The organism is Sporofaciens musculi, assembly GCF_009830285.1.
GTDB lineage: Bacteria > Bacillota > Clostridia > Lachnospirales > Lachnospiraceae > Sporofaciens > Sporofaciens musculi.
The window spans coordinates 2,613,309-2,630,639 of sequence record NZ_WUQX01000001.1 but is presented as its reverse complement, the minus strand read 5'-3'; the positions used below and the strand labels follow the sequence as shown (position 1 = coordinate 2,630,639).

The 17,331-nt window shown below is 43.3% G+C and carries 20 protein-coding genes; 18 read left to right on the top strand and 2 right to left on the bottom strand.

Annotation, left to right across the window (positions count from 1 at the left end):
- Positions 1 to 25: 25 nt before the first annotated feature.
- From GN277_RS13220 to GN277_RS13165, 13 genes are all read left to right on the top strand, one after another.
- A complete protein-coding gene (locus GN277_RS13220; protein ID WP_159751464.1) occupies positions 26 to 466 on the top strand; it encodes a helix-turn-helix domain-containing protein in 441 nt (146 codons plus the stop codon).
- A 114-nt stretch (positions 467 to 580) separates the two neighbouring features.
- Positions 581 to 1,366, top strand: a complete 786-nt coding sequence (locus GN277_RS13215; RefSeq protein ID WP_159751463.1) for a class I SAM-dependent methyltransferase — start codon at positions 581 to 583, stop codon at positions 1,364 to 1,366.
- Between the two features lie 23 nt (positions 1,367 to 1,389).
- The gene (locus GN277_RS13210) at positions 1,390 to 3,090 is read left to right on the top strand and encodes an AAA family ATPase (RefSeq protein WP_159756744.1); all 1,701 of its coding nucleotides are present in this window, start codon (positions 1,390 to 1,392) and stop codon (positions 3,088 to 3,090) included.
- Between the two features lie 195 nt (positions 3,091 to 3,285).
- On the top strand, positions 3,286 to 4,299 hold the full coding sequence (gene gap, locus GN277_RS13205) for a type I glyceraldehyde-3-phosphate dehydrogenase (RefSeq protein ID WP_159751462.1): 1,014 nt from the start codon (positions 3,286 to 3,288) through the stop codon (positions 4,297 to 4,299).
- Positions 4,300 to 4,516: 217 nt separating this feature from the next.
- Positions 4,517 to 5,710 carry a phosphoglycerate kinase gene (locus GN277_RS13200; RefSeq protein WP_159756741.1) on the top strand — a complete coding sequence of 398 codons (1,194 nt, stop codon included), beginning with the start codon at positions 4,517 to 4,519 and terminating at the stop codon, positions 5,708 to 5,710.
- A gap of 94 nt (positions 5,711 to 5,804) precedes the next feature.
- Positions 5,805 to 6,554 (top strand): triose-phosphate isomerase, encoded by a 750-nt coding sequence (gene tpiA / locus GN277_RS13195; RefSeq protein ID WP_159751461.1) that lies wholly within the window; start codon positions 5,805 to 5,807, stop codon positions 6,552 to 6,554.
- A gap of 82 nt (positions 6,555 to 6,636) precedes the next feature.
- Complete coding sequence (locus tag GN277_RS13190; RefSeq protein WP_159751460.1) at positions 6,637 to 7,461, top strand: alpha/beta hydrolase; 825 nt, start codon at positions 6,637 to 6,639, stop codon at positions 7,459 to 7,461.
- A gap of 36 nt (positions 7,462 to 7,497) precedes the next feature.
- Positions 7,498 to 9,036, top strand: coding sequence for a 2,3-bisphosphoglycerate-independent phosphoglycerate mutase (gene gpmI, locus GN277_RS13185; RefSeq protein WP_159751459.1), 1,539 nt, complete (start codon positions 7,498 to 7,500; stop codon positions 9,034 to 9,036).
- 76 nt (positions 9,037 to 9,112) lie between these two features.
- On the top strand, positions 9,113 to 9,781 hold the full coding sequence (locus GN277_RS13180) for a response regulator transcription factor (RefSeq protein ID WP_159751458.1): 669 nt from the start codon (positions 9,113 to 9,115) through the stop codon (positions 9,779 to 9,781).
- A complete protein-coding gene (locus GN277_RS30215; RefSeq protein ID WP_244324706.1) occupies positions 9,778 to 10,332 on the top strand; it encodes a hypothetical protein in 555 nt (184 codons plus the stop codon). The genes GN277_RS13180 and GN277_RS30215 overlap by 4 nt, the downstream gene beginning before the upstream one ends.
- Positions 10,220 to 10,837 (top strand): ATP-binding protein, encoded by a 618-nt coding sequence (locus GN277_RS31205; protein WP_322101287.1) that lies wholly within the window; start codon positions 10,220 to 10,222, stop codon positions 10,835 to 10,837. Before GN277_RS30215 ends, GN277_RS31205 begins: the two co-directional genes overlap by 113 nt.
- A 21-nt stretch (positions 10,838 to 10,858) precedes the next feature.
- A complete protein-coding gene (locus GN277_RS13170) occupies positions 10,859 to 11,086 on the top strand; it encodes a hypothetical protein (RefSeq protein WP_159751457.1) in 228 nt (75 codons plus the stop codon).
- Complete coding sequence (locus GN277_RS13165; RefSeq protein WP_204162746.1) at positions 11,047 to 12,552, top strand: glycerophosphodiester phosphodiesterase family protein; 1,506 nt, start codon at positions 11,047 to 11,049, stop codon at positions 12,550 to 12,552. The genes GN277_RS13170 and GN277_RS13165 overlap by 40 nt, the downstream gene beginning before the upstream one ends.
- Positions 12,553 to 12,631: 79 nt before the next feature.
- Here the strand turns inward: GN277_RS13165 and GN277_RS13160 are convergent, their stop codons facing one another.
- Together GN277_RS13160 and GN277_RS13155 are read right to left on the bottom strand one after the other, a co-directional pair.
- Complete coding sequence (locus GN277_RS13160) at positions 12,632 to 13,384, bottom strand: ABC transporter permease (RefSeq protein ID WP_159751455.1); 753 nt, start codon at positions 13,382 to 13,384, stop codon at positions 12,632 to 12,634.
- The gene (locus GN277_RS13155; RefSeq protein WP_159751454.1) at positions 13,381 to 14,154 is read right to left on the bottom strand and encodes an ABC transporter ATP-binding protein; all 774 of its coding nucleotides are present in this window, start codon (positions 14,152 to 14,154) and stop codon (positions 13,381 to 13,383) included. The genes GN277_RS13160 and GN277_RS13155 overlap by 4 nt, the downstream gene beginning before the upstream one ends.
- Positions 14,155 to 14,346: 192 nt before the next feature.
- Here GN277_RS13155 and GN277_RS13150 point away from each other — a divergent pair, with 192 nt between their 5' ends.
- The 5 genes from GN277_RS13150 to GN277_RS13130 all read left to right on the top strand — a co-directional run bounded on the left by GN277_RS13150 (position 14,347) and on the right by GN277_RS13130 (position 17,208).
- Positions 14,347 to 14,796, top strand: coding sequence for a LytTR family DNA-binding domain-containing protein (locus GN277_RS13150; protein ID WP_159751453.1), 450 nt, complete (start codon positions 14,347 to 14,349; stop codon positions 14,794 to 14,796).
- Positions 14,793 to 15,272: a DUF3021 domain-containing protein gene (locus GN277_RS13145; RefSeq protein WP_159751452.1), complete on the top strand. Its 480-nt coding sequence runs from the start codon at positions 14,793 to 14,795 to the stop codon at positions 15,270 to 15,272. Before GN277_RS13150 ends, GN277_RS13145 begins: the two co-directional genes overlap by 4 nt.
- A gap of 108 nt (positions 15,273 to 15,380) precedes the next feature.
- Positions 15,381 to 16,025, top strand: a complete 645-nt coding sequence (locus tag GN277_RS13140; RefSeq protein ID WP_159751451.1) for a TetR/AcrR family transcriptional regulator — start codon at positions 15,381 to 15,383, stop codon at positions 16,023 to 16,025.
- A 37-nt stretch (positions 16,026 to 16,062) separates the two neighbouring features.
- Positions 16,063 to 16,467 carry an FMN-binding protein gene (locus tag GN277_RS13135; RefSeq protein WP_159756738.1) on the top strand — a complete coding sequence of 135 codons (405 nt, stop codon included), beginning with the start codon at positions 16,063 to 16,065 and terminating at the stop codon, positions 16,465 to 16,467.
- A 231-nt stretch (positions 16,468 to 16,698) separates the two neighbouring features.
- Complete coding sequence (locus GN277_RS13130) at positions 16,699 to 17,208, top strand: helix-turn-helix domain-containing protein (protein WP_159751450.1); 510 nt, start codon at positions 16,699 to 16,701, stop codon at positions 17,206 to 17,208.
- The last annotated feature ends 123 nt before the right edge of the window (positions 17,209 to 17,331 follow it).

The following is a 17,331-nucleotide window of genomic DNA, read 5'->3' as shown; positions in this document are numbered from 1 at the left end:
GTAGAAAAAGAGAGGGGACGAGGATATGGCACTTGGCGAGAATATACGGAAATTAAGAGAAAAGGCGAATCTTACCCAGCAACAGTTGGCGGAGCGATTATATGTATCCCGACAGACGGTATCCCGATGGGAGAGTGGAGTTAGGTGTCCGGATTTGATTACTGCGAAGAAACTGGCAATGGAGCTGGATATATCTCTGGATGAGCTTATATCTGATGAAGAAGTTAAAAATATACCGGAAAATATGTATTTTTGGCGCGGACCAGAATGGGAGAAGAAAAGAAAACTGAAGGAATATAAAAAGGGACTGTATAGATTACTGGACGTTGTTAGCTCAATATTCCTTGTGTTTATGATATTTCAAATGAAGACGGAGGTTCCGATCTGGTGCACCTTGATGGTTGGAGGAATTGTGGGGGTAATATGGCTGTTGATTTTTGCGGTGGATAGGAAGATGGGGGAGTGAAACGTTTAATAAAAATAGCATATAAAAATTGTTGCATATTTTCTGTGAAGATGTATTATAGAGGAGAAGTTAGAATCTTGTTAAATAAGTTCTAAATAAGATGGAGGATAAAGCATGGATTATCAGGAGATAAATGCAGCAACGATTGACCAATGGATTGAGGAAGGATGGGAGTGGGGAATCCCCGTTTCCCATGAAGTGTATATGCGCGCCTTAGAGGGAGACTGGTCAGTTCTGCTGACGCCGAACAAGACGGTTCCAAAAGAATGGTTCGGGAGTCTAAAGGGGAAGAAGGTACTAGGGTTAGCCAGCGGCGGCGGGCAGCAGATGCCGATTTTTACTGCGGCAGGCGCTAAGTGTACGGTGCTGGATTATTCCAAGAAGCAGTTGGCCAGCGAGCGCATGGTTGCCCAAAGAGAAGGGTATGAGATTGAAATCATTCGAGCGGATATGACTAAGGGACTGCCCTTTGAGGACGAAAGTTTTGATATTATTTTTCATCCGGTTTCTAATTGTTATGTGGAAGAAGTGAAGCCGATTTTCAAAGAATGTTATCGTATATTGAAGGACGGAGGGCTTCTGCTTTCGGGGCTTGATAATGGGATGAATTTTATCTTTTCTGAGGATGAGAAGACGCTTGAAAATACGCTGCCCTTTAATCCGCTGAAAAATAAAGAACAGATGCGGCAGCTAGAGAATGAGGACTGCGGTGTACAGTTTTCCCATACCCTGGAGGAACAGATTGGAGGACAGTTGGAGGCTGGATTTATATTGACCCATCTCATGGAGGATACCAATGAGTGCGGGAATTTAAAAGAGCATAATATTCCCAGCTTTATTGCGACGCGGGCTGTGAAGAAGGACGCATATAAAAGAGAACTGACGGAGAAAAATAATTAATATGTGAAAAGAATATGGAGGTTATGGGAATGAAAAAGAAACTTCCAGTTGGTATAGAATTTTTCAGTGATTTCAAAACCAGAGACTATTACTATGTGGATAAGACAGGGTTTATTCGAGAGTTATTGAATGGTTGCGGAAGTGTGAATCTTTTTACAAGACCTCGTCGTTTTGGTAAGAGTCTGAATATGGATATGCTGAAATCTTTTTTTGAGATAGGTACATCTGCTCGCTTATTTGATGGCCTGGAAATCATGGGTGAGACAGAGCTTTGCGAGGAATACATGGGGAAATATCCGGTTATTTCAGTTAGCTTAAAGGATATTGAAGGTGTAGATTTTCAGACAGCATATGATTCGTTATGTATCGTGATGCGCGATGAGGCGGAGAGGTTCGATTTTCTGCTGGAAAGTGAAAAACTTACTTCCTATGATAAAGCAAAGTTGATCCGGCTGCTTGAGGGGAATTTGGAAAAAGCTGCTGATCTCCATAGCAGCTTAAAGGTACTGACTCGATTACTCCATAAACATTATGACAGACGTGTAATTATTTTGATAGACGAATACGATGTGCCGTTGGATAAGGCGTATCAGAACGGTTATTACCAACAAATGGCAGCCCTTATCCGTTCACTGTTTAGTCAAGCGTTGAAAACCAATAAAAGTCTTTATTTTGCAGTTATTACAGGATGTTTAAGGATAGCGAAGGAGAGTATTTTCACAGGACTTAACCATTTTAAGGTTAGGACGATTTCAGATGTGAGTTATGCCGAATACTTTGGATTTACGACATATGAGGTAAAAGAATTGCTTTCTTACTATGAAATGGAGGAAAAATTTGATGAAATAAAGGAATGGTACGATGGATATCATTTTGGAAACTTTGAAGTATACTGTCCATGGGATGTAATAAATCAGTGCGATAAGTTTAGAGATTCAATAGATGCGCCAATGGAAGCTCATTGGGAGAATAGCAGCAGCAATAGTATTGTTCAGGATATTCTTGAAAATGCGACAGCGACAACAAAGGATCAGATTGAGGCGTTAATTTCCTATGAATGTGTAGAGAAAGAATTAGTACCAGAACTGACATATACAGATTTAGATAATGAAGATGTCGATATTCGTCAGACTTATTTGTGGAGTGTTCTGTTTTCTACAGGGTATTTGACAGAAATGGGAAAAACGGAAAAGGGCCTCCATAAGCTGGTGATACCGAACCGAGAGGTACGTGGAATCTATGAGAAAAAAATAAGGTCATGGTATAAGGGTACAGTTACGAGTAATACAGGAAGATGGCAGGAATTTTGTAAGGCTGTAAAGATGGGGGAGGCAGGAGAAGTACAGAAATTATTAAATGAATTTATGGCTGATTCTATTAGTATCCGAGATACATTTGTACAGAAGACAATGAAGGAAAATTTTTACCATGGCATGTTGTTAGGACTTTTGCAGGCGGAAGGAAACTGGATTGTAAAATCTAATTCGGAGACTGGTACAGGATATACAGATATTCGACTGGAGATTCCATCAGAAAAAATTGGATGTGTCATCGAGGTGAAGTATGCCGAGGATGGAAAGTATGAAGATGCCTGCGCGAGAGCAATGAAGCAGATCAACCTTAAGGGTTATGCAGATGGGCTTAAAAAGAGTGGGATTGAGGTCATCCACAAATATGGGGTTGCCTGTTATAAAAAAACTTGTAAGGTAATATATAGCAGATAAAGATTTATGCAGTTTTGACAGGAAGGAGGCATCTTTTTGGACAAGTTACATAAAAATGGGAAAAGCACTTGAATTTTTGTATCAGATTTAGTACAATTATTACCAGTTGAGGATTATTTAACAATCTACGTGTTAAAGGCTTCACAACCAATAGGACTGCGTAAACAGTTAATAAAACTTTAGGAGGAATTAATCATGGCAGTAAAAGTAGCGATCAATGGATTCGGACGTATCGGACGTCTTGCATTCAGACAGATGTTTGGAGCAGAGGGATATGAGGTTGTAGCAATCAACGACCTGACATCTCCTAAGATGCTTGCACACCTGTTAAAGTATGACTCTTCACAGGGCAGATACGCTTTATGCGACAAGGTAGAGGCGACAGAGGATTCTATCATTGTTGACGGCAAAGAGATTAAGATTTATGCAAAGGCTAATGCTGAGGAACTTCCATGGGGAGATCTGAAAGTAGACGTTGTTCTGGAGTGTACAGGTTTCTACACATCTAAAGAGAAAGCTTCCGCACATGTTAAGGCAGGTGCAAGAAAAGTTGTTATCTCCGCACCGGCAGGAAATGATCTTCCTACTATCGTTTACAATGTAAATCATGACAAGCTGACAGCAGAGGATACCGTTATTTCTGCAGCTTCCTGTACAACAAACTGTCTGGCGCCTATGGCTAAGGCTCTGAATGACCTTGCAACCATTAAGTCAGGTATTATGTGTACAATCCACGCTTACACAGGCGATCAGATGACACTTGACGGACCGCAGAGAAAGGGTGATTTGAGAAGATCCCGTGCAGCAGCGGTTAATATCGTACCGAACAGCACTGGCGCTGCTAAGGCTATCGGCCTTGTTATCCCAGAGCTTAACGGCAAGCTCATCGGCGCTGCACAGAGAATTCCTACACCTACAGGCTCAACCACTATCCTGACAGCAGTTGTAGAGGGCAATGTAACGGTTGACCAGATCAACGAGGCTATGAAGGCTGCTTCTAACGAGTCCTTTGGATACAACACAGACGAGATCGTATCCAGTGATATCGTTGGTATGAGATATGGTTCATTGTTCGATGCTACACAGACAATGGTTTGCCCATTAGACAACGGAACAACAGAGGTTCAGGTTGTATCATGGTATGACAATGAGAATTCTTACACAAGCCAGATGGTAAGAACAATCAAATACTTCTCTGAATTAGCATAATTCTGGAATACCCAAAGGGTCCGGTCTGATTAAGGACCGGATCCTTTTTTAATATGCGCAGGCTCGTGCAGAGGAAGTAAGCCGCTGAGGCGGCGCACGAGCCGTGCGGCGAGTAGGGAGAAAGTCTTCCCTACTCGACTATGTAATGGGTATAGGGTATTTTTATAATGAAAGAAAGGGGAAAGCTGCCCGCGATATGGGCGGCAGACATTTTTACATGCTCAATAAAAAATCAGTAGATGATATCAATGTAAAAGGAAAAAAGGTGCTGGTAAGATGTGACTTCAACGTACCGTTGATTGACGGTAAGATTACAGACGAGAACCGTCTGGTGGCTGCGCTTCCGACCATCAAGAAGCTGATCGCTGACGGAGGAAAGATTATTCTGTGTTCACACCTTGGAAAGCCAAAGGGAGAGCCGAAGCCGGAGTTATCTCTTGCACCAGTGGCAAAGCGTCTTTCTGAACTTCTCGGACAGGATGTGAAGTTTGCGGCGGATGCAGAGGTTGTAGGCGAGAATGCAAAGGCTGCGGTAGAGGCGATGCAGGATGGAGAAGTAGTACTTCTTGAGAATACTCGATACAGAATCGAGGAGACGAAGAACGGAGAGGCGTTCAGCAAGGACTTGGCTTCTCTGTGTGATGTATTCGTAAATGATGCGTTTGGAACTGCTCACCGTGCACATTGCTCCAATGTGGGCGTGACACAGTTTGTTGACACGGCAGTTGTAGGATACTTAATGCAAAAAGAGATTGATTTCCTTGGAAATGCAGTCAACAATCCGGAGAGACCTTTTGTTGCCATTCTTGGCGGTGCAAAGGTATCCAGCAAGATTTCTGTTATCGAAAACCTTCTTGACAAAGTAGATACCTTGATTATCGGCGGCGGAATGTCTTACACATTCTCAAAGGCACAGGGCGGAAGCGTTGGCGGCTCTCTTCTTGAAGCTGATTACTGCGACTATGCCCTGAATATGCTGAAAAAGGCAGAAGAAAAGGGCGTGAAGCTGCTTCTGCCTGTGGACACGGTGATTGCGGATGATTTCTCCAATGACGCAAACAGCAAGGTTGTGAAGGCAGGCGAGATTCCGGATGGATGGCAGGGACTTGACATTGGACCGGATACAGTGAAGATTTTCTGCGACGCAGTCCAGGATGCCAAGACGGTTGTATGGAACGGACCAATGGGATGCTTCGAGATGCCGAAGTTTGCTAATGGTACAGAGGCGGTTGCTAAGGCATTGGCAGATACAAAGGCTACAACGATTATTGGCGGCGGCGACTCAGCGGCGGCAGTCAACCAGTTGGGATACGGTGACAAGATGACCCACATCTCAACAGGCGGCGGAGCGTCACTGGAGTTCCTTGAAGGCAAAGAGTTACCAGGCGTTGCGGCTGCAAATGATAAGTAAAAGCTTGGCGATGCTCGAATACTTGGTGAGGTATTAGCCTAGAATGGTGAACATACCGATTAAATAAATGATTGATTAAAGGAGATTTTATATCATGGCAAGAAGAAAAATTGTTGCAGGCAACTGGAAGATGAACAAGACTCCCAGCGAGGCGGTTGCATTAGTTGAAGAATTAAAACCATTAGTAGCTAACGACGAGGTTGACGTTGTATTCTGTGTACCTGCAATCGACATTGTTCCGGTTGTTGAGGCAGCAAAGGGAACCAACATCCAGGTTGGGGCAGAGAATATGTATTTCGAGGAAAGCGGAGCTTACACAGGTGAGATTTCTCCTAACATGTTGGTGGATGCAGGCGTGAAATACGTGGTTCTCGGACACTCTGAGAGGAGAGAGTACTTTGGCGAGACCAACGAGGATGTGAATAAGAAGGTCTTAAAGGCATTTGAGCATGGCATCACCCCAATCATGTGCTGCGGCGAGAGCTTAGAGCAGAGAGAGCAGGGCGTGACCATGGATTTCATCCGTCAGCAGGTAAAGGTTGGCTTCCAGAATGTAACGGCAGACCAGGCAAAAACGGCAGTCATCGCTTATGAGCCGATCTGGGCTATTGGAACAGGCAAGACGGCTACCACTGAGCAGGCTCAGGAGGTTTGTGCAGGAATCCGCGCATGTATTGCAGAGGTATATGATGACGCTACAGCAGCAGCAATCCGTATCCAGTACGGCGGTTCTGTCAATGCGGCAACAGCGGCAGATTTGTTCGCCCAGGCTGATATTGATGGAGGTCTTGTAGGCGGCGCTTCTCTGAAGGCTGATTTTGGCAAGATTGTAAACTATAAGTAAGAATCGAAGTAAGATTTATAAAAAGACTGTCTGATCAGAGGAGTATCCGGTCGGACAGTCTTTTGACCGAAGGGGGAAACCTATGATTTACAAAGAAATATCGGTACAGGTGGAAGGGTCTGCAAATTACGCCAGGCTTCAGGTCTACATTCAGGATACGCCCCATGACGGAAGCTTGAAGATTGAAAGGCGTCCTTTGATTATAATCTGTCCCGGAGGCGGCTATGAGCGGACCAGCTACCGAGAGGGAGAGCCCACAGCCCTTCATTTCTTAAGCCAGGGATATCATGCGTGCGTACTGCGCTATTCGGTTGCGCCCATTCATTTTCCGACGCAGGTGTTGGAGGTGGGGAAGGCATTCCAGGTGCTTCGTGAGCATGCCGAGGAATGGAATGTGGATATGGAAAGAATCGTGGTGCAGGGTTCTTCAGCGGGAGGTCATCTTGCCGCATGTTACGGCACATTCTGGAATCAGGATTTTCTGCTCTCCCCCCTTAAGGCGAAAGCAGAGGATATGAGGCCAAAGGGAATCATGCTGAGTTATCCTGTCATTACTTCTGATCCGGCATACGCCCATATGGGAAGCTTTAAGATGCTTCTGGGTGAAAATTATGAGGCAGAGGCCAAGAAGGTATCCATTGAGAAGCAGGTCACAGAGGCAATGCCGCCCTGCTTCATGTGGCATACCATGGAGGATCAGACTGTGCCTGTGGAGAATTCACTGATGCTGACAGCGGCGCTTCGTAAGGAAAGGGTTCCGGCTGAGCTTCACATTTTTCCAGAGGGTGAGCATGGCCTGAGTCTGGCAAGCCCTATCGTAGAACGTGCAAGCGGCGCGGGAGTCCAGGCAGAGTGCGCCCAGTGGGCTGCTCTGGCGGATGCATGGCTTAGAAGATTATTCAGATAAGCAATATCATATTAAGCGAAGGAGTGTTAATATATTATGAACAAGAAACCAACAGTGCTGATGATTTTGGACGGTTATGGACTGAATGAGAAGGCAGAAGGGAATGCAGTTTTAGAGGGAAAGACTCCGGTGATGGACAAACTGATGGCCGAGTGTCCGTTTGTCAGAGGAAATGCAAGCGGCATGGCAGTAGGGCTTCCGGACGGGCAGATGGGAAATTCTGAAGTGGGACATCTGAACATGGGTGCAGGACGTATCGTTTATCAGGATTTAACCAAGATTACGAAGGCCATTCAGGACGGAGATTTCTTTAAGAATCCGGCGCTTCTTGCGGCATGTGAGAATGTGAAGAAGAACAACAGCGCGCTTCATATGTACGGGCTGGTGTCCGACGGTGGTGTACACAGTCACAATACCCACATTTATGGTCTTTTAGAGCTGGCTAAGCGTCAGGGAATTGAGAAGGTGTATGTACACTGTTTCTTAGACGGACGCGATACGCCTCCGGCCTCTGGAAAGGAATATGTAGAGCAGCTTGTTGCCAAGATGGAGGAAATCGGCGTAGGCGAAGTGGCTACTGTTATGGGACGTTATTATGCTATGGACCGCGATAACCGTTGGGACCGCGTGGAGAAGGCTTACCGCGCTATGGTTTATGGGGAAGGCGAGAAGGCGGCAAGCGGACCAGAAGGGATTCAGGCTTCTTATGATAAGGATACCACAGATGAGTTTGTGCTTCCCACGGTTGTGACAAAGGATGGCGCGCCGGTTGCCACCATCAGGGACAATGATTCCATTATCTTCTTTAACTTCCGTCCGGACCGCGCAAGGGAGATTACCAGAACCTTCTGTGACGACGGATTTACCGGATTTGACAGGGGAGAGAGGGTTAAGACCTGTTATGTATGCTTTACCGAGTATGACGTGACCATTAAGAATAAGCAGGTGGCGTTTGTAAAGGAGGAGATTACCAATACTTTCGGCCAGTTCCTTGCTTCTAACGGAAAGAAGCAGGCGCGTATTGCCGAGACAGAGAAGTATGCTCATGTGACCTTCTTCTTTAACGGCGGTGTGGAAGAACCAAACGAAGGGGAGGACAGGATTCTTGTCAATTCTCCTAAGGTTGCGACTTATGATTTAAAGCCGGAGATGAGCGCATATGAGGTATGCGATAAGCTGACAGGCGCCATCCGGTCAGGTAAGTATGATGTGATTATCATTAATTTTGCAAATCCGGATATGGTGGGACATACCGGTGTGGAGTCTGCGGCAATCAAAGCCATTGAGGCTGTGGATGAGTGTGTGGGAAAGGCTTATGAGGCAATAAAGGAAGTAAACGGACAGATGTTTATCTGTGCGGATCATGGAAATGCCGAGCAATTGATTGACGACGAGACGGGCGAGCCGTTTACAGCTCATACCACGAATCCGGTGCCTTTTATTCTGGTAAATGCCGAGCCGGCTTATAAGCTTCGGGAGGGCGGATGCCTGGCAGATATTGCGCCGACGCTGATTGAGCTGATGGGTATGGAGCAGCCAAAGGAGATGACGGGCAAGAGTCTGCTTGTGAAATAGAGATAACAGGGACGTGGTGAGTGAACTGCGTCCCTGATTATTATAGTGAAGGGCGGAGGAAAGAAAGGAGAATGGTATGCATATCGTAATCGTGGAGGATGACGTCATAATCCGGCAGGAATTAAAGCTTTTGCTGGAAAATGCACTCTATCAGGTGACGGCTCTTTGTGAGTTCGGGGACGTGGCCTCTGCCTTGCTGTCTATGAATCCAGACTTGGTGCTTCTGGATTTAAACCTTCCAAATGAGTCTGGCTTTAATATCTGCACGAAAATACGGGCCAAGTCGGAGGTGCCTGTGATTTTTGTGACCAGCAGGACGGATTCCATGGATGAGCTGACAGCAATCCTGAAGGGCGGGGATGATTATATCACAAAGCCATTTCAGGCGCCCATTCTTCTGGCCAGGATTGGGGCTGTCCTAAAGAGGACTCATCGGGAAACGAAGGGAGAGCCTGTGAGATTTACCCATAAGGAGGTAGAACTGGATATCGCCAGAGGTACGGTAAGTTTTCGGGGAAAGCAGACAGAGCTGTCCAAAAATGAGCTTAAGATGATGCATTTGTTGTTTCGGAAGAAGGGAGAGATTGTTTCGCGGGCGGATATGATTGAGTACTTGTGGGATAATCAGGTGTTTATCGACGACAATACTTTGAGTGTGAACATCACGCGTATTCGTGAAAAATTGAAGGCAATCGAAGTTTTTGACCTGATTGAGACGAAACGGGGGATGGGATATCGGATATGAAAATGAGAGAATATTTGATAGATAAGCTCCTGCTTCTGACGCTGCATGTGGGTTGTATGCTGCTTCTGGCAGGTTTTTTGTATGCTACCGGATACGAGCCTCAGTTTTGTGTACTGATTCTTATTTTTTGGATTCTGATTCTGATGTTATGGTTTGGATACGAGTATTACAGCAGGCGGCGCTATTTTCATGAGCTTTGGGAAACATTAAACAAGATGGAGCAGCGGTATCTTCTGGGGGAATTGATGCCAGTTTCCCATAGGCTTGAGGATGGGCTTTACAGAGAAATGCTTCGGATTTCCAACAAGGCTGTGATTGAACGGATTCGACAGATTGAGGATGAACAGAAGGAGTACAGGGAGTATATTGAGAGCTGGGTACATGAGGTAAAGGCGCCGATTACGAGTATTGATTTGATGTGTGAGAATTGTAAGAGTGATGCTCTGGAGAATCGGGGGGGATGCAGTTCGCCGGATTCGTCTGGAAAACCAGAAGATAGAAAATTATGTGGATATGGCGCTCTATTATGCCAGGTCGGAGGATGTGTATAAGGATTATGTAATCCGTAGGACGAATCTGGGGGAGATTGCCGTAGTGGTTCTTAAGAGAAACAAGGGATATCTGATACAGAGCCAGATACAGGCAGAGGTGGATTGTAAGGACATGGCATATACGGATGAGAAATGGATTGCATTTATCCTGAATCAGCTTGTGCTAAACGCTGCGAAATACTGCCGCAAGAAGGGCGGGAAAATCTGGATTTATACTTCCCAAAAGCATAAGAGTGATGCGCTTACAAAGCACAGCCATGGCGTACGGTTGGTGGTAAAAGATAACGGAATTGGGATTAAGGAGGAAGAATTAGGCCGTATCTTTGAGAAAGGGTTTACAGGGAGTAATGGGCGTAAGACAGAACGCTCGACCGGCATGGGACTTTATCTGTGTAAGAAGCTGTGCTTAAAGTTAGGCATTGAGATTTATGCGAGGTCTAAGGCCGGGGAGGGAACGGAGGTAATTTTGGAGTTTCCGATTAGCTCGTATCTTTCAAAAATGTAGATATAAGGAGAACTTTGAAAAATGAAAAGAGCAGTTAAAGAAGTTCTAAAATTTGAAGTGATATTTAAACGGATTACACTATGTCTGGTAAATCCTCTTTTGAATGAGATTTATCAGACTTATGTTTCGTCAAAGGGCGTATCATTTAACAAAGATATGATAGGGACATTTATGAGTGTGAAGGGGGCCTTAATCAGGGAAGCTAGCTGGTGTTCAGCTCTGTCTATTATTTATTGCTTTTGCCCTTAGTCTCTTTGGTATATATTAATTCCCTGGTGCCAAAGATTGAGATTCCCAGATTTATTCTGGGAGAGATGCAGCGGACAGAGATTGGAACAGCAGGCAATGTGATCATGAAGGCAATATTTTATGTGCTCTATCTTCTCTTGTTTTTTGTTCCGATTTATATGGTTTTAAGACAGCAGGAGTGGAAGAATGGGGTAACAGAGAGCGTCAAATGCTTAAAGAGGCTAAAGTGGCGTAATCGGATGCGTATATTTGCATGTTTTGGAAGCTGGATTGCTGTACAGCATGGGCTTACCCTATATTGGAGGAGAAATCGGCTGGAGAATAAGGACTTTGATATTTATTTTTATAAATATCTCATCTATTCCCAGGCATTCCGCAAAGATTTTCTGTTCTGGATTTTTGAAGCTATCCTTTTTTCTGCTGCCATGGCAGTGTGTATTTACATTACTATTACATGTATCATGTCATGTGAAAACCTTCATGCAGAGGTTTCTCCCGTCTGGGAAGGGGACAGCAAAGAGATTGTGTTTATTGTGAAGAAGCACTGGCTGCAGTGGAAAGAGAGATGGAGTAAGCGAATTCATAAAAAACGTTATCAGACGGCAGGCGTGTTTTTATGTATTGCATTTATCGTATATGCAGCGTCCAATTTTTATCAGGTTCCACTTCGGCATAAGCCCTTTGTCATCGGGCATCGGGGAAGTATTTACGGAATTGAGAATACGGTTAAGGCAGTAGAAGAAGCGGATAAAATCGGGGTGGATTTTGCAGAAATTGATGTGCAGCTTACCAAAGACGGGGTTCCGGTTGTGGTGCATGACTCGAATCTGTGGAGGCTTGCGAAAGAGCCGGTAAATGTAAGGGACTTGACCCTTGACGAGATTCAGGCGCTGACTGTCTCAGATTTTTCTCACAAAGATGAGACGGCAAAGATACCGACGCTTGAGGAAATGCTTTCGGCTGCAAAAGAGGCGCCAAACCAGATTGGATTTCTCATAGAATTGAAAGTAAACGGTGATGAAAGAGAAGAACTTGCAGGGGCAGTTGTTGAGCTGGTGGAAGGATATGATTTTGGCGAAAAGGCAATGTTTATGTCCCTGGACTATTTAAGCGTACTGTCTGTCAAGGAGGCACATCCAGAGTGGTGGACAGGGTATTGTATCTTCGGAAGTTCGGGGGAGATTGACGATACTGTGCTTTGGAAGTATGAGATTGATTTTATTGCGGCGGAGGAAAATCAGGTAAGCAACCGGCTTGTGACACAGGCAAGAGAACGTGGGCTTCCCGTCTATGTTTGGACAGTTTCGGATACGGACAGGATGAAGCAGTATTTGGAGATGGGTGTGACAGGGCTTATTGGTGATGTGCCGGATGATATCAAGGAGGTGGTAGAAGAATACAATCAGAAGAATGGGACGACTATGTATGAATGGCAGGGGGAGGGGTATCCGAGAGGGGGAGAGTAAAACTAGGGTTTGCCGCCTTAAGCGAAAAATTAGACCATATCTTGTATTTTTTGCTTAGTGCGGCAGAACTTTTGTGATATTATGTCCAATCTTTTCTCCTGTATAGGACGGCCCCTACAGACGTACATACCATAGCTAATATCCCAAGAATCAGTAATTCCCTTTTGTGAAGGATAAGGCTGTCTCCTGAAAAAATTCCTTGCATCAAATCAACTGCATGGGTCATAGGAAGATAGCTGGAGAGCTTCTTCATAGTATGGGAAAACATCTGATCTGGCATCGTCGCGCCGGACAGGAAAAGCATGATGAAGTAGATAAGATAGCAAAGCATATTCGTACTTTTTAAATCCCGTCCGATTGCCGTGAGAAAAAATCCCATGGAGAACATTGCCCCTATGGAAAGAAATATTCCAACGCAGATGGAAAGAAAATCCCCATTTATCTGTATGTGGTAAAGTATCTTTCCGGCGGCTAATAAAATGGAAATACCAACAAGTGTCATTACAAAATTGATCAATATCTGCGCTGATATAATATTTTTCTTTCCTACCGGCGTAGCATCGAATCGTTTATATATTTTTTTCTCTTTATATCCAGATAATGTCAGGGGAAGGGACATTAGACCAGTGACCCCAGTTACCATTACAGCGTATGCCGGTACGGTAACATCCATGATTCCCATATCTGCCCCGTCGTAAACCGGTGCGTTTCCAAAGATGCCGCCAAACAAAAGAAGCATTAGTACAGGAAATACAAGAGCAAAGAAAAAGCTAAAAAAGTCTCGTACGAATAATCTAAATTCTATATTACAAATCATTGCAAATTGTTTCATAATATTCCCTCCATGGAAAGTCCTGTTGTTTTTGGCGCAATCATTAGATAAAGCTTTTCCAATGAGAAGTTTTCTCCCCATTCGTCTTTGGGAACCCGACCTTTTACATATTCCCGAAATTCCTGCTGCGTCCCAAAGAATTGCTGCTTTCCCCCTTCAAGATAGAGGATTTTGTCGGCAAGAGCCTCTACCTCGTCAAGATAGTGGGAAACCATAACAATGGTAACGCCGCTTTTTTTTATATTTTCAAAGCTAATCCACATATTCTGCCGTACCTCAGGGTCAAGTCCAGTTGTCAGTTCATCCAAGACTAACAACTTTGGACGGCCCATGAGGGAAAGCAGAATCGATAACCGCTGTTTTTCACCGCCGGATAATTTGTGTATCGGACATTTTCTCTTATCCTCAAGCCCCATCTGTGTCAGTAATAAATTCCAGTCAGCGGGTCTTTCGTAAAAGCTTGCAAATAGACGGCATTGTTCCTCTACTCTGATTTTCAGAGGGTATTCTGTTTCCTGTAGCTGGACGCCCATTTCTTTATACACTTCCCTGCGGCAAAGCCAGGGGTCTTTTCCGAAAACCTGTATCAAACCGCTGTCTGGTTTTCGCAGACCTTCTATACATTCCACGGTTGATGTTTTTCCGGAGCCATTTTGACCGATGACTGCCAGAATATCTCCGGCGCTGACTGAGAATGACACATCTTGAACCGCTGGCACCTTTTTATATGCCAGGTTTAGTTTTTCCACTCCTATGATTGCCTGTGACATATGAAGTCCTCCTTGCTTTATGATGGATTTATTCTAGTCCGCACTTGGAAAATATACAACAGGGTTTGGAAAAGCGGCAGGAAACGGTGTGTAAGAGGTCGATTTCCATGTCTGAAATGCACGCCTGCCCACTCACTGTTATGCTATAATGGTTGATGAGAAAGGCAATACCTTAAAAGAGGAGGCACATGCATGAAAGTAGAATGTAAAATCAGTCCGGATTACAAAGAGCCATATGCGGTTCTTTATATAAACAGAATGACCCATGGGATTGCGGGAATTATTTCTTTGTTGGAGAAAGAGGAGATGGACTCGCTGACATTGATTGGGGCAAAGGAAAAGAAAGCTTTTTTTCTGAAACCAGAGGAGATTGTTTTGGTGCGTACTGAAGGCAGGGAGATTGTCTGTTATGATAAACTTAAAAACAGATATATGTTGGATAAGCCTTTGTATGAGTTGGAAAATATACTTGATATTCAGTTTGTACGGATTTCAAAATCATCGATTATTAATATCCATCAAATCAATCATGTGGAGGCAGGGTTTAACGGAACGATGGAGGTGGTAATGAAAAACGGAGTTACGGATTACATTTCCAGGAATTTTCGGAAAGTTTTTAAGGAAAGGTTAGGTTTAAAATGAAACATACTTTAAAATTATTCGTTAAATATATATTATCCGGTATTTCTTTAGGATGTACTTTCTTTGTGATTATGTGCTTGTCTTTTTATGTGGGAGGCGGGGAAGAATTTCTGAAAGAGATTTTCGAGGATTTTGGGAGGCAGGCGGTGGGCTCAATGCTTGTGGGAATTGCATGTGGTGCAACGGCTGTCATCTATCAATTCGATAGATTTTCTGGTTTTGTGAAGACAATCATACATTTTTGCGTCGGAATGGGAGTTTTCTATCCGGTGGCTGTCTCGTTAGGCTGGATTCCTTTTTATCCGGACAGGATTTTGTATACGGTTTTGCAGTTTTTAGTTTCCTGCGGTATTTTTATGACGATCTGGTTAGGATTTTATCTGTTTAACAGGAATGAGGCTAAGAGGATTAATAAAAGGTTGAGGGAAATGGAGAGGGATGGGGACAACGGAGACATTTCTTATAAAGCGCCTTGATGTATTAGAGACAAAGAAATTTAAACATTTATCTTAGAACTTTATTGACAAGAGGAAGTACTATCTATATAATTAAACTATGAGTTTAATTATTGTGAGGAGGAGTACATGGGACGGAGAAAGAAAGAGCCTAGAAGCGTACATCGGGAAAACGTTGTGTCTGCGGCATCCATATTGTTTATGGAAAAAGGAATTGCCGCGACTTCTATGGATGATATAGCGAAAGCCGCAGGATACAGCAAAGCAACATTATATGTATATTTTAAAAATAAAGAGGAGATAGTCAGTATTTTAGTATTGAATAGTATGAAAAAACTTTATGACTATATATCCTCTGCTTTAGCACAGCACGAAAGCACAGAAGCAAGATATAACTTTATCTGTCGCGGGTTGGTACAGTATCAGGAAGAATTTCCTTTTTATTTTAGAATGGTGTTGGATAAAATCAACATTGATTTTGAGAGTCATGATAATCTGCCAGAGGAAAAGGAAACCTTTCAAATTGGGGAAGAAATAAATGAAAAGATAAAACATTTTTTATTATCTGGTATGGAAAAAGGGGATTTAAGGAGTGATTTGGAAATTATACCTGCTATATTTAATTTTTGGGGTATGCTTTCCGGAATCATTCAGCTTGCTGCAAACAAAGAAGAATATATTAAAAAGTCAATGGGTTTATCTAAAAAACAGTTTTTGGATTATGGATTTTCTCTTGTTTATCATTCGATTACGGCTAAGGAGAGAGAATTATGAGAGAGAAATGTGCTTGCAAGCTTGAGAGGTGTCTAAAATGAAACTTTCCCGAAAAAGAATTATTTTGTTTACAGCAATTCTTCTTTTCCTTATTGGTTTGATTTTTACGGCTGCTTATCTGAAAAGTGTGGCAGATTATAAAAAGGCAGTAAAGGAAACAGTTTTTAGCAATTTGGATATTTCTGATGTCCCAGACGGAGTTTATGTGGGAGAATATGATGTGGATTTTATTTATGCAAAAGTGGAGGTAACGGTTCAGAATAGAGTAATCACAAATATTGATATTTTAGAGCATAAAAACGGGCGCGGAAGCCCTGCAGAAATTGTTGTAGATAGAATCATTGAAGAACAGAAAATAGATGTTGACGCAGTATCAGGGGCAACAAATTCAAGTATTGTCATAAAGAAAGCTGTTGAAAATGCCCTAATGGGAGAAAAATAGAAAATGAACACCAAAGTCTGGCAGAGCAAGTGAAAATTACCTGTCAGACTTTTTCTGAATGGCAAAGTTGAAATTTTGACGCGTACATAATTTCCAAAAGATTCTTTTATAATATAGAACTGAGAATATGGGAATTTGTCATTTTACTTGAATGTTAAAATGCGTTGCTTGTGGCAACGGACAGTTTCCCTTACAATAGTGGTAACAACTGAAAGAAGGAGGCTATCCCTAATGCTCAAAGAAAATATTAAAACAATCAGAAAATCAAAAGGACTTTCCCAGCAGGAGCTTGCTGTCAAGCTGAATGTGGTGCGGCAAACAATTTCTAAATGGGAGCAGGGACTGTCAGTTCCCGATTCTGATATGTTGCTTTCCATATCGGAAGTGCTTGAAACACCGGTGAGTACGCTGCTTGGAGAAAACGTTATTGAGCCAGAGGTTGATGACTTAAAGGCGATTTCCGCAAAACTGGAGGTGATAAACTTGCAACTTGCACAGAGAAAAATCACAAGAAAAAGAATTCTACATTGGATTTTTATCTCAATGTGCGTAGTCATAGCAGCAATTTTTGCAATCTTATTGGCATTAGAAAGCTTTTACCTGGGTTGGGATTATAGTGAGCCTGAAACCGCCGTTCTCGGAGTGTTATTTCACTCATTTGAATGGTTGTTTGTCAGAGTAGCACCCATTATGCCCATTGGTGCAATCATTGGAATCTTTTTGACATGGAAGAAAGAATAAAACCAATCTTTTTATAGCTTGATTTAAAAAAGATAAAAAGAAATAATTCATAATTATAATAAAATCAGCATGGAATTTACTTGAGGTGATACAGACTTTACTGCTCGTGCTATCCATATCTAT

What these genes read in the sequence shown, in the direction of transcription:
- GN277_RS13220 (WP_159751464.1), top strand. Translation starts at nt 26, where the DNA reads ATGGCACTTGGCGAGAATATACGGAAATTAAGAGAAAAGGCGAATCTT.
- GN277_RS13215 (WP_159751463.1), top strand. Translation starts at nt 581, where the DNA reads ATGGATTATCAGGAGATAAATGCAGCAACGATTGACCAATGGATTGAG.
- GN277_RS13210 (WP_159756744.1), top strand. Translation starts at nt 1,390, where the DNA reads ATGGGAATGAAAAAGAAACTTCCAGTTGGTATAGAATTTTTCAGTGAT.
- gap (WP_159751462.1), top strand. Translation starts at nt 3,286, where the DNA reads ATGGCAGTAAAAGTAGCGATCAATGGATTCGGACGTATCGGACGTCTT.
- GN277_RS13200 (WP_159756741.1), top strand. Translation starts at nt 4,517, where the DNA reads ATGCTCAATAAAAAATCAGTAGATGATATCAATGTAAAAGGAAAAAAG.
- tpiA (WP_159751461.1), top strand. Translation starts at nt 5,805, where the DNA reads ATGGCAAGAAGAAAAATTGTTGCAGGCAACTGGAAGATGAACAAGACT.
- GN277_RS13190 (WP_159751460.1), top strand. Translation starts at nt 6,637, where the DNA reads ATGATTTACAAAGAAATATCGGTACAGGTGGAAGGGTCTGCAAATTAC.
- gpmI (WP_159751459.1), top strand. Translation starts at nt 7,498, where the DNA reads ATGAACAAGAAACCAACAGTGCTGATGATTTTGGACGGTTATGGACTG.
- GN277_RS13180 (WP_159751458.1), top strand. Translation starts at nt 9,113, where the DNA reads ATGCATATCGTAATCGTGGAGGATGACGTCATAATCCGGCAGGAATTA.
- GN277_RS30215 (WP_244324706.1), top strand. Translation starts at nt 9,778, where the DNA reads ATGAAAATGAGAGAATATTTGATAGATAAGCTCCTGCTTCTGACGCTG.
- GN277_RS31205 (WP_322101287.1), top strand. Translation starts at nt 10,220, where the DNA reads ATGCTCTGGAGAATCGGGGGGGATGCAGTTCGCCGGATTCGTCTGGAA.
- GN277_RS13170 (WP_159751457.1), top strand. Translation starts at nt 10,859, where the DNA reads ATGAAAAGAGCAGTTAAAGAAGTTCTAAAATTTGAAGTGATATTTAAA.
- GN277_RS13160 (WP_159751455.1), bottom strand. Translation starts at nt 13,384, where the DNA reads ATGAAACAATTTGCAATGATTTGTAATATAGAATTTAGATTATTCGTA.
- GN277_RS13155 (WP_159751454.1), bottom strand. Translation starts at nt 14,154, where the DNA reads ATGTCACAGGCAATCATAGGAGTGGAAAAACTAAACCTGGCATATAAA.
- GN277_RS13150 (WP_159751453.1), top strand. Translation starts at nt 14,347, where the DNA reads ATGAAAGTAGAATGTAAAATCAGTCCGGATTACAAAGAGCCATATGCG.
- GN277_RS13145 (WP_159751452.1), top strand. Translation starts at nt 14,793, where the DNA reads ATGAAACATACTTTAAAATTATTCGTTAAATATATATTATCCGGTATT.
- GN277_RS13140 (WP_159751451.1), top strand. Translation starts at nt 15,381, where the DNA reads ATGGGACGGAGAAAGAAAGAGCCTAGAAGCGTACATCGGGAAAACGTT.
- GN277_RS13135 (WP_159756738.1), top strand. Translation starts at nt 16,063, where the DNA reads ATGAAACTTTCCCGAAAAAGAATTATTTTGTTTACAGCAATTCTTCTT.
- GN277_RS13130 (WP_159751450.1), top strand. Translation starts at nt 16,699, where the DNA reads ATGCTCAAAGAAAATATTAAAACAATCAGAAAATCAAAAGGACTTTCC.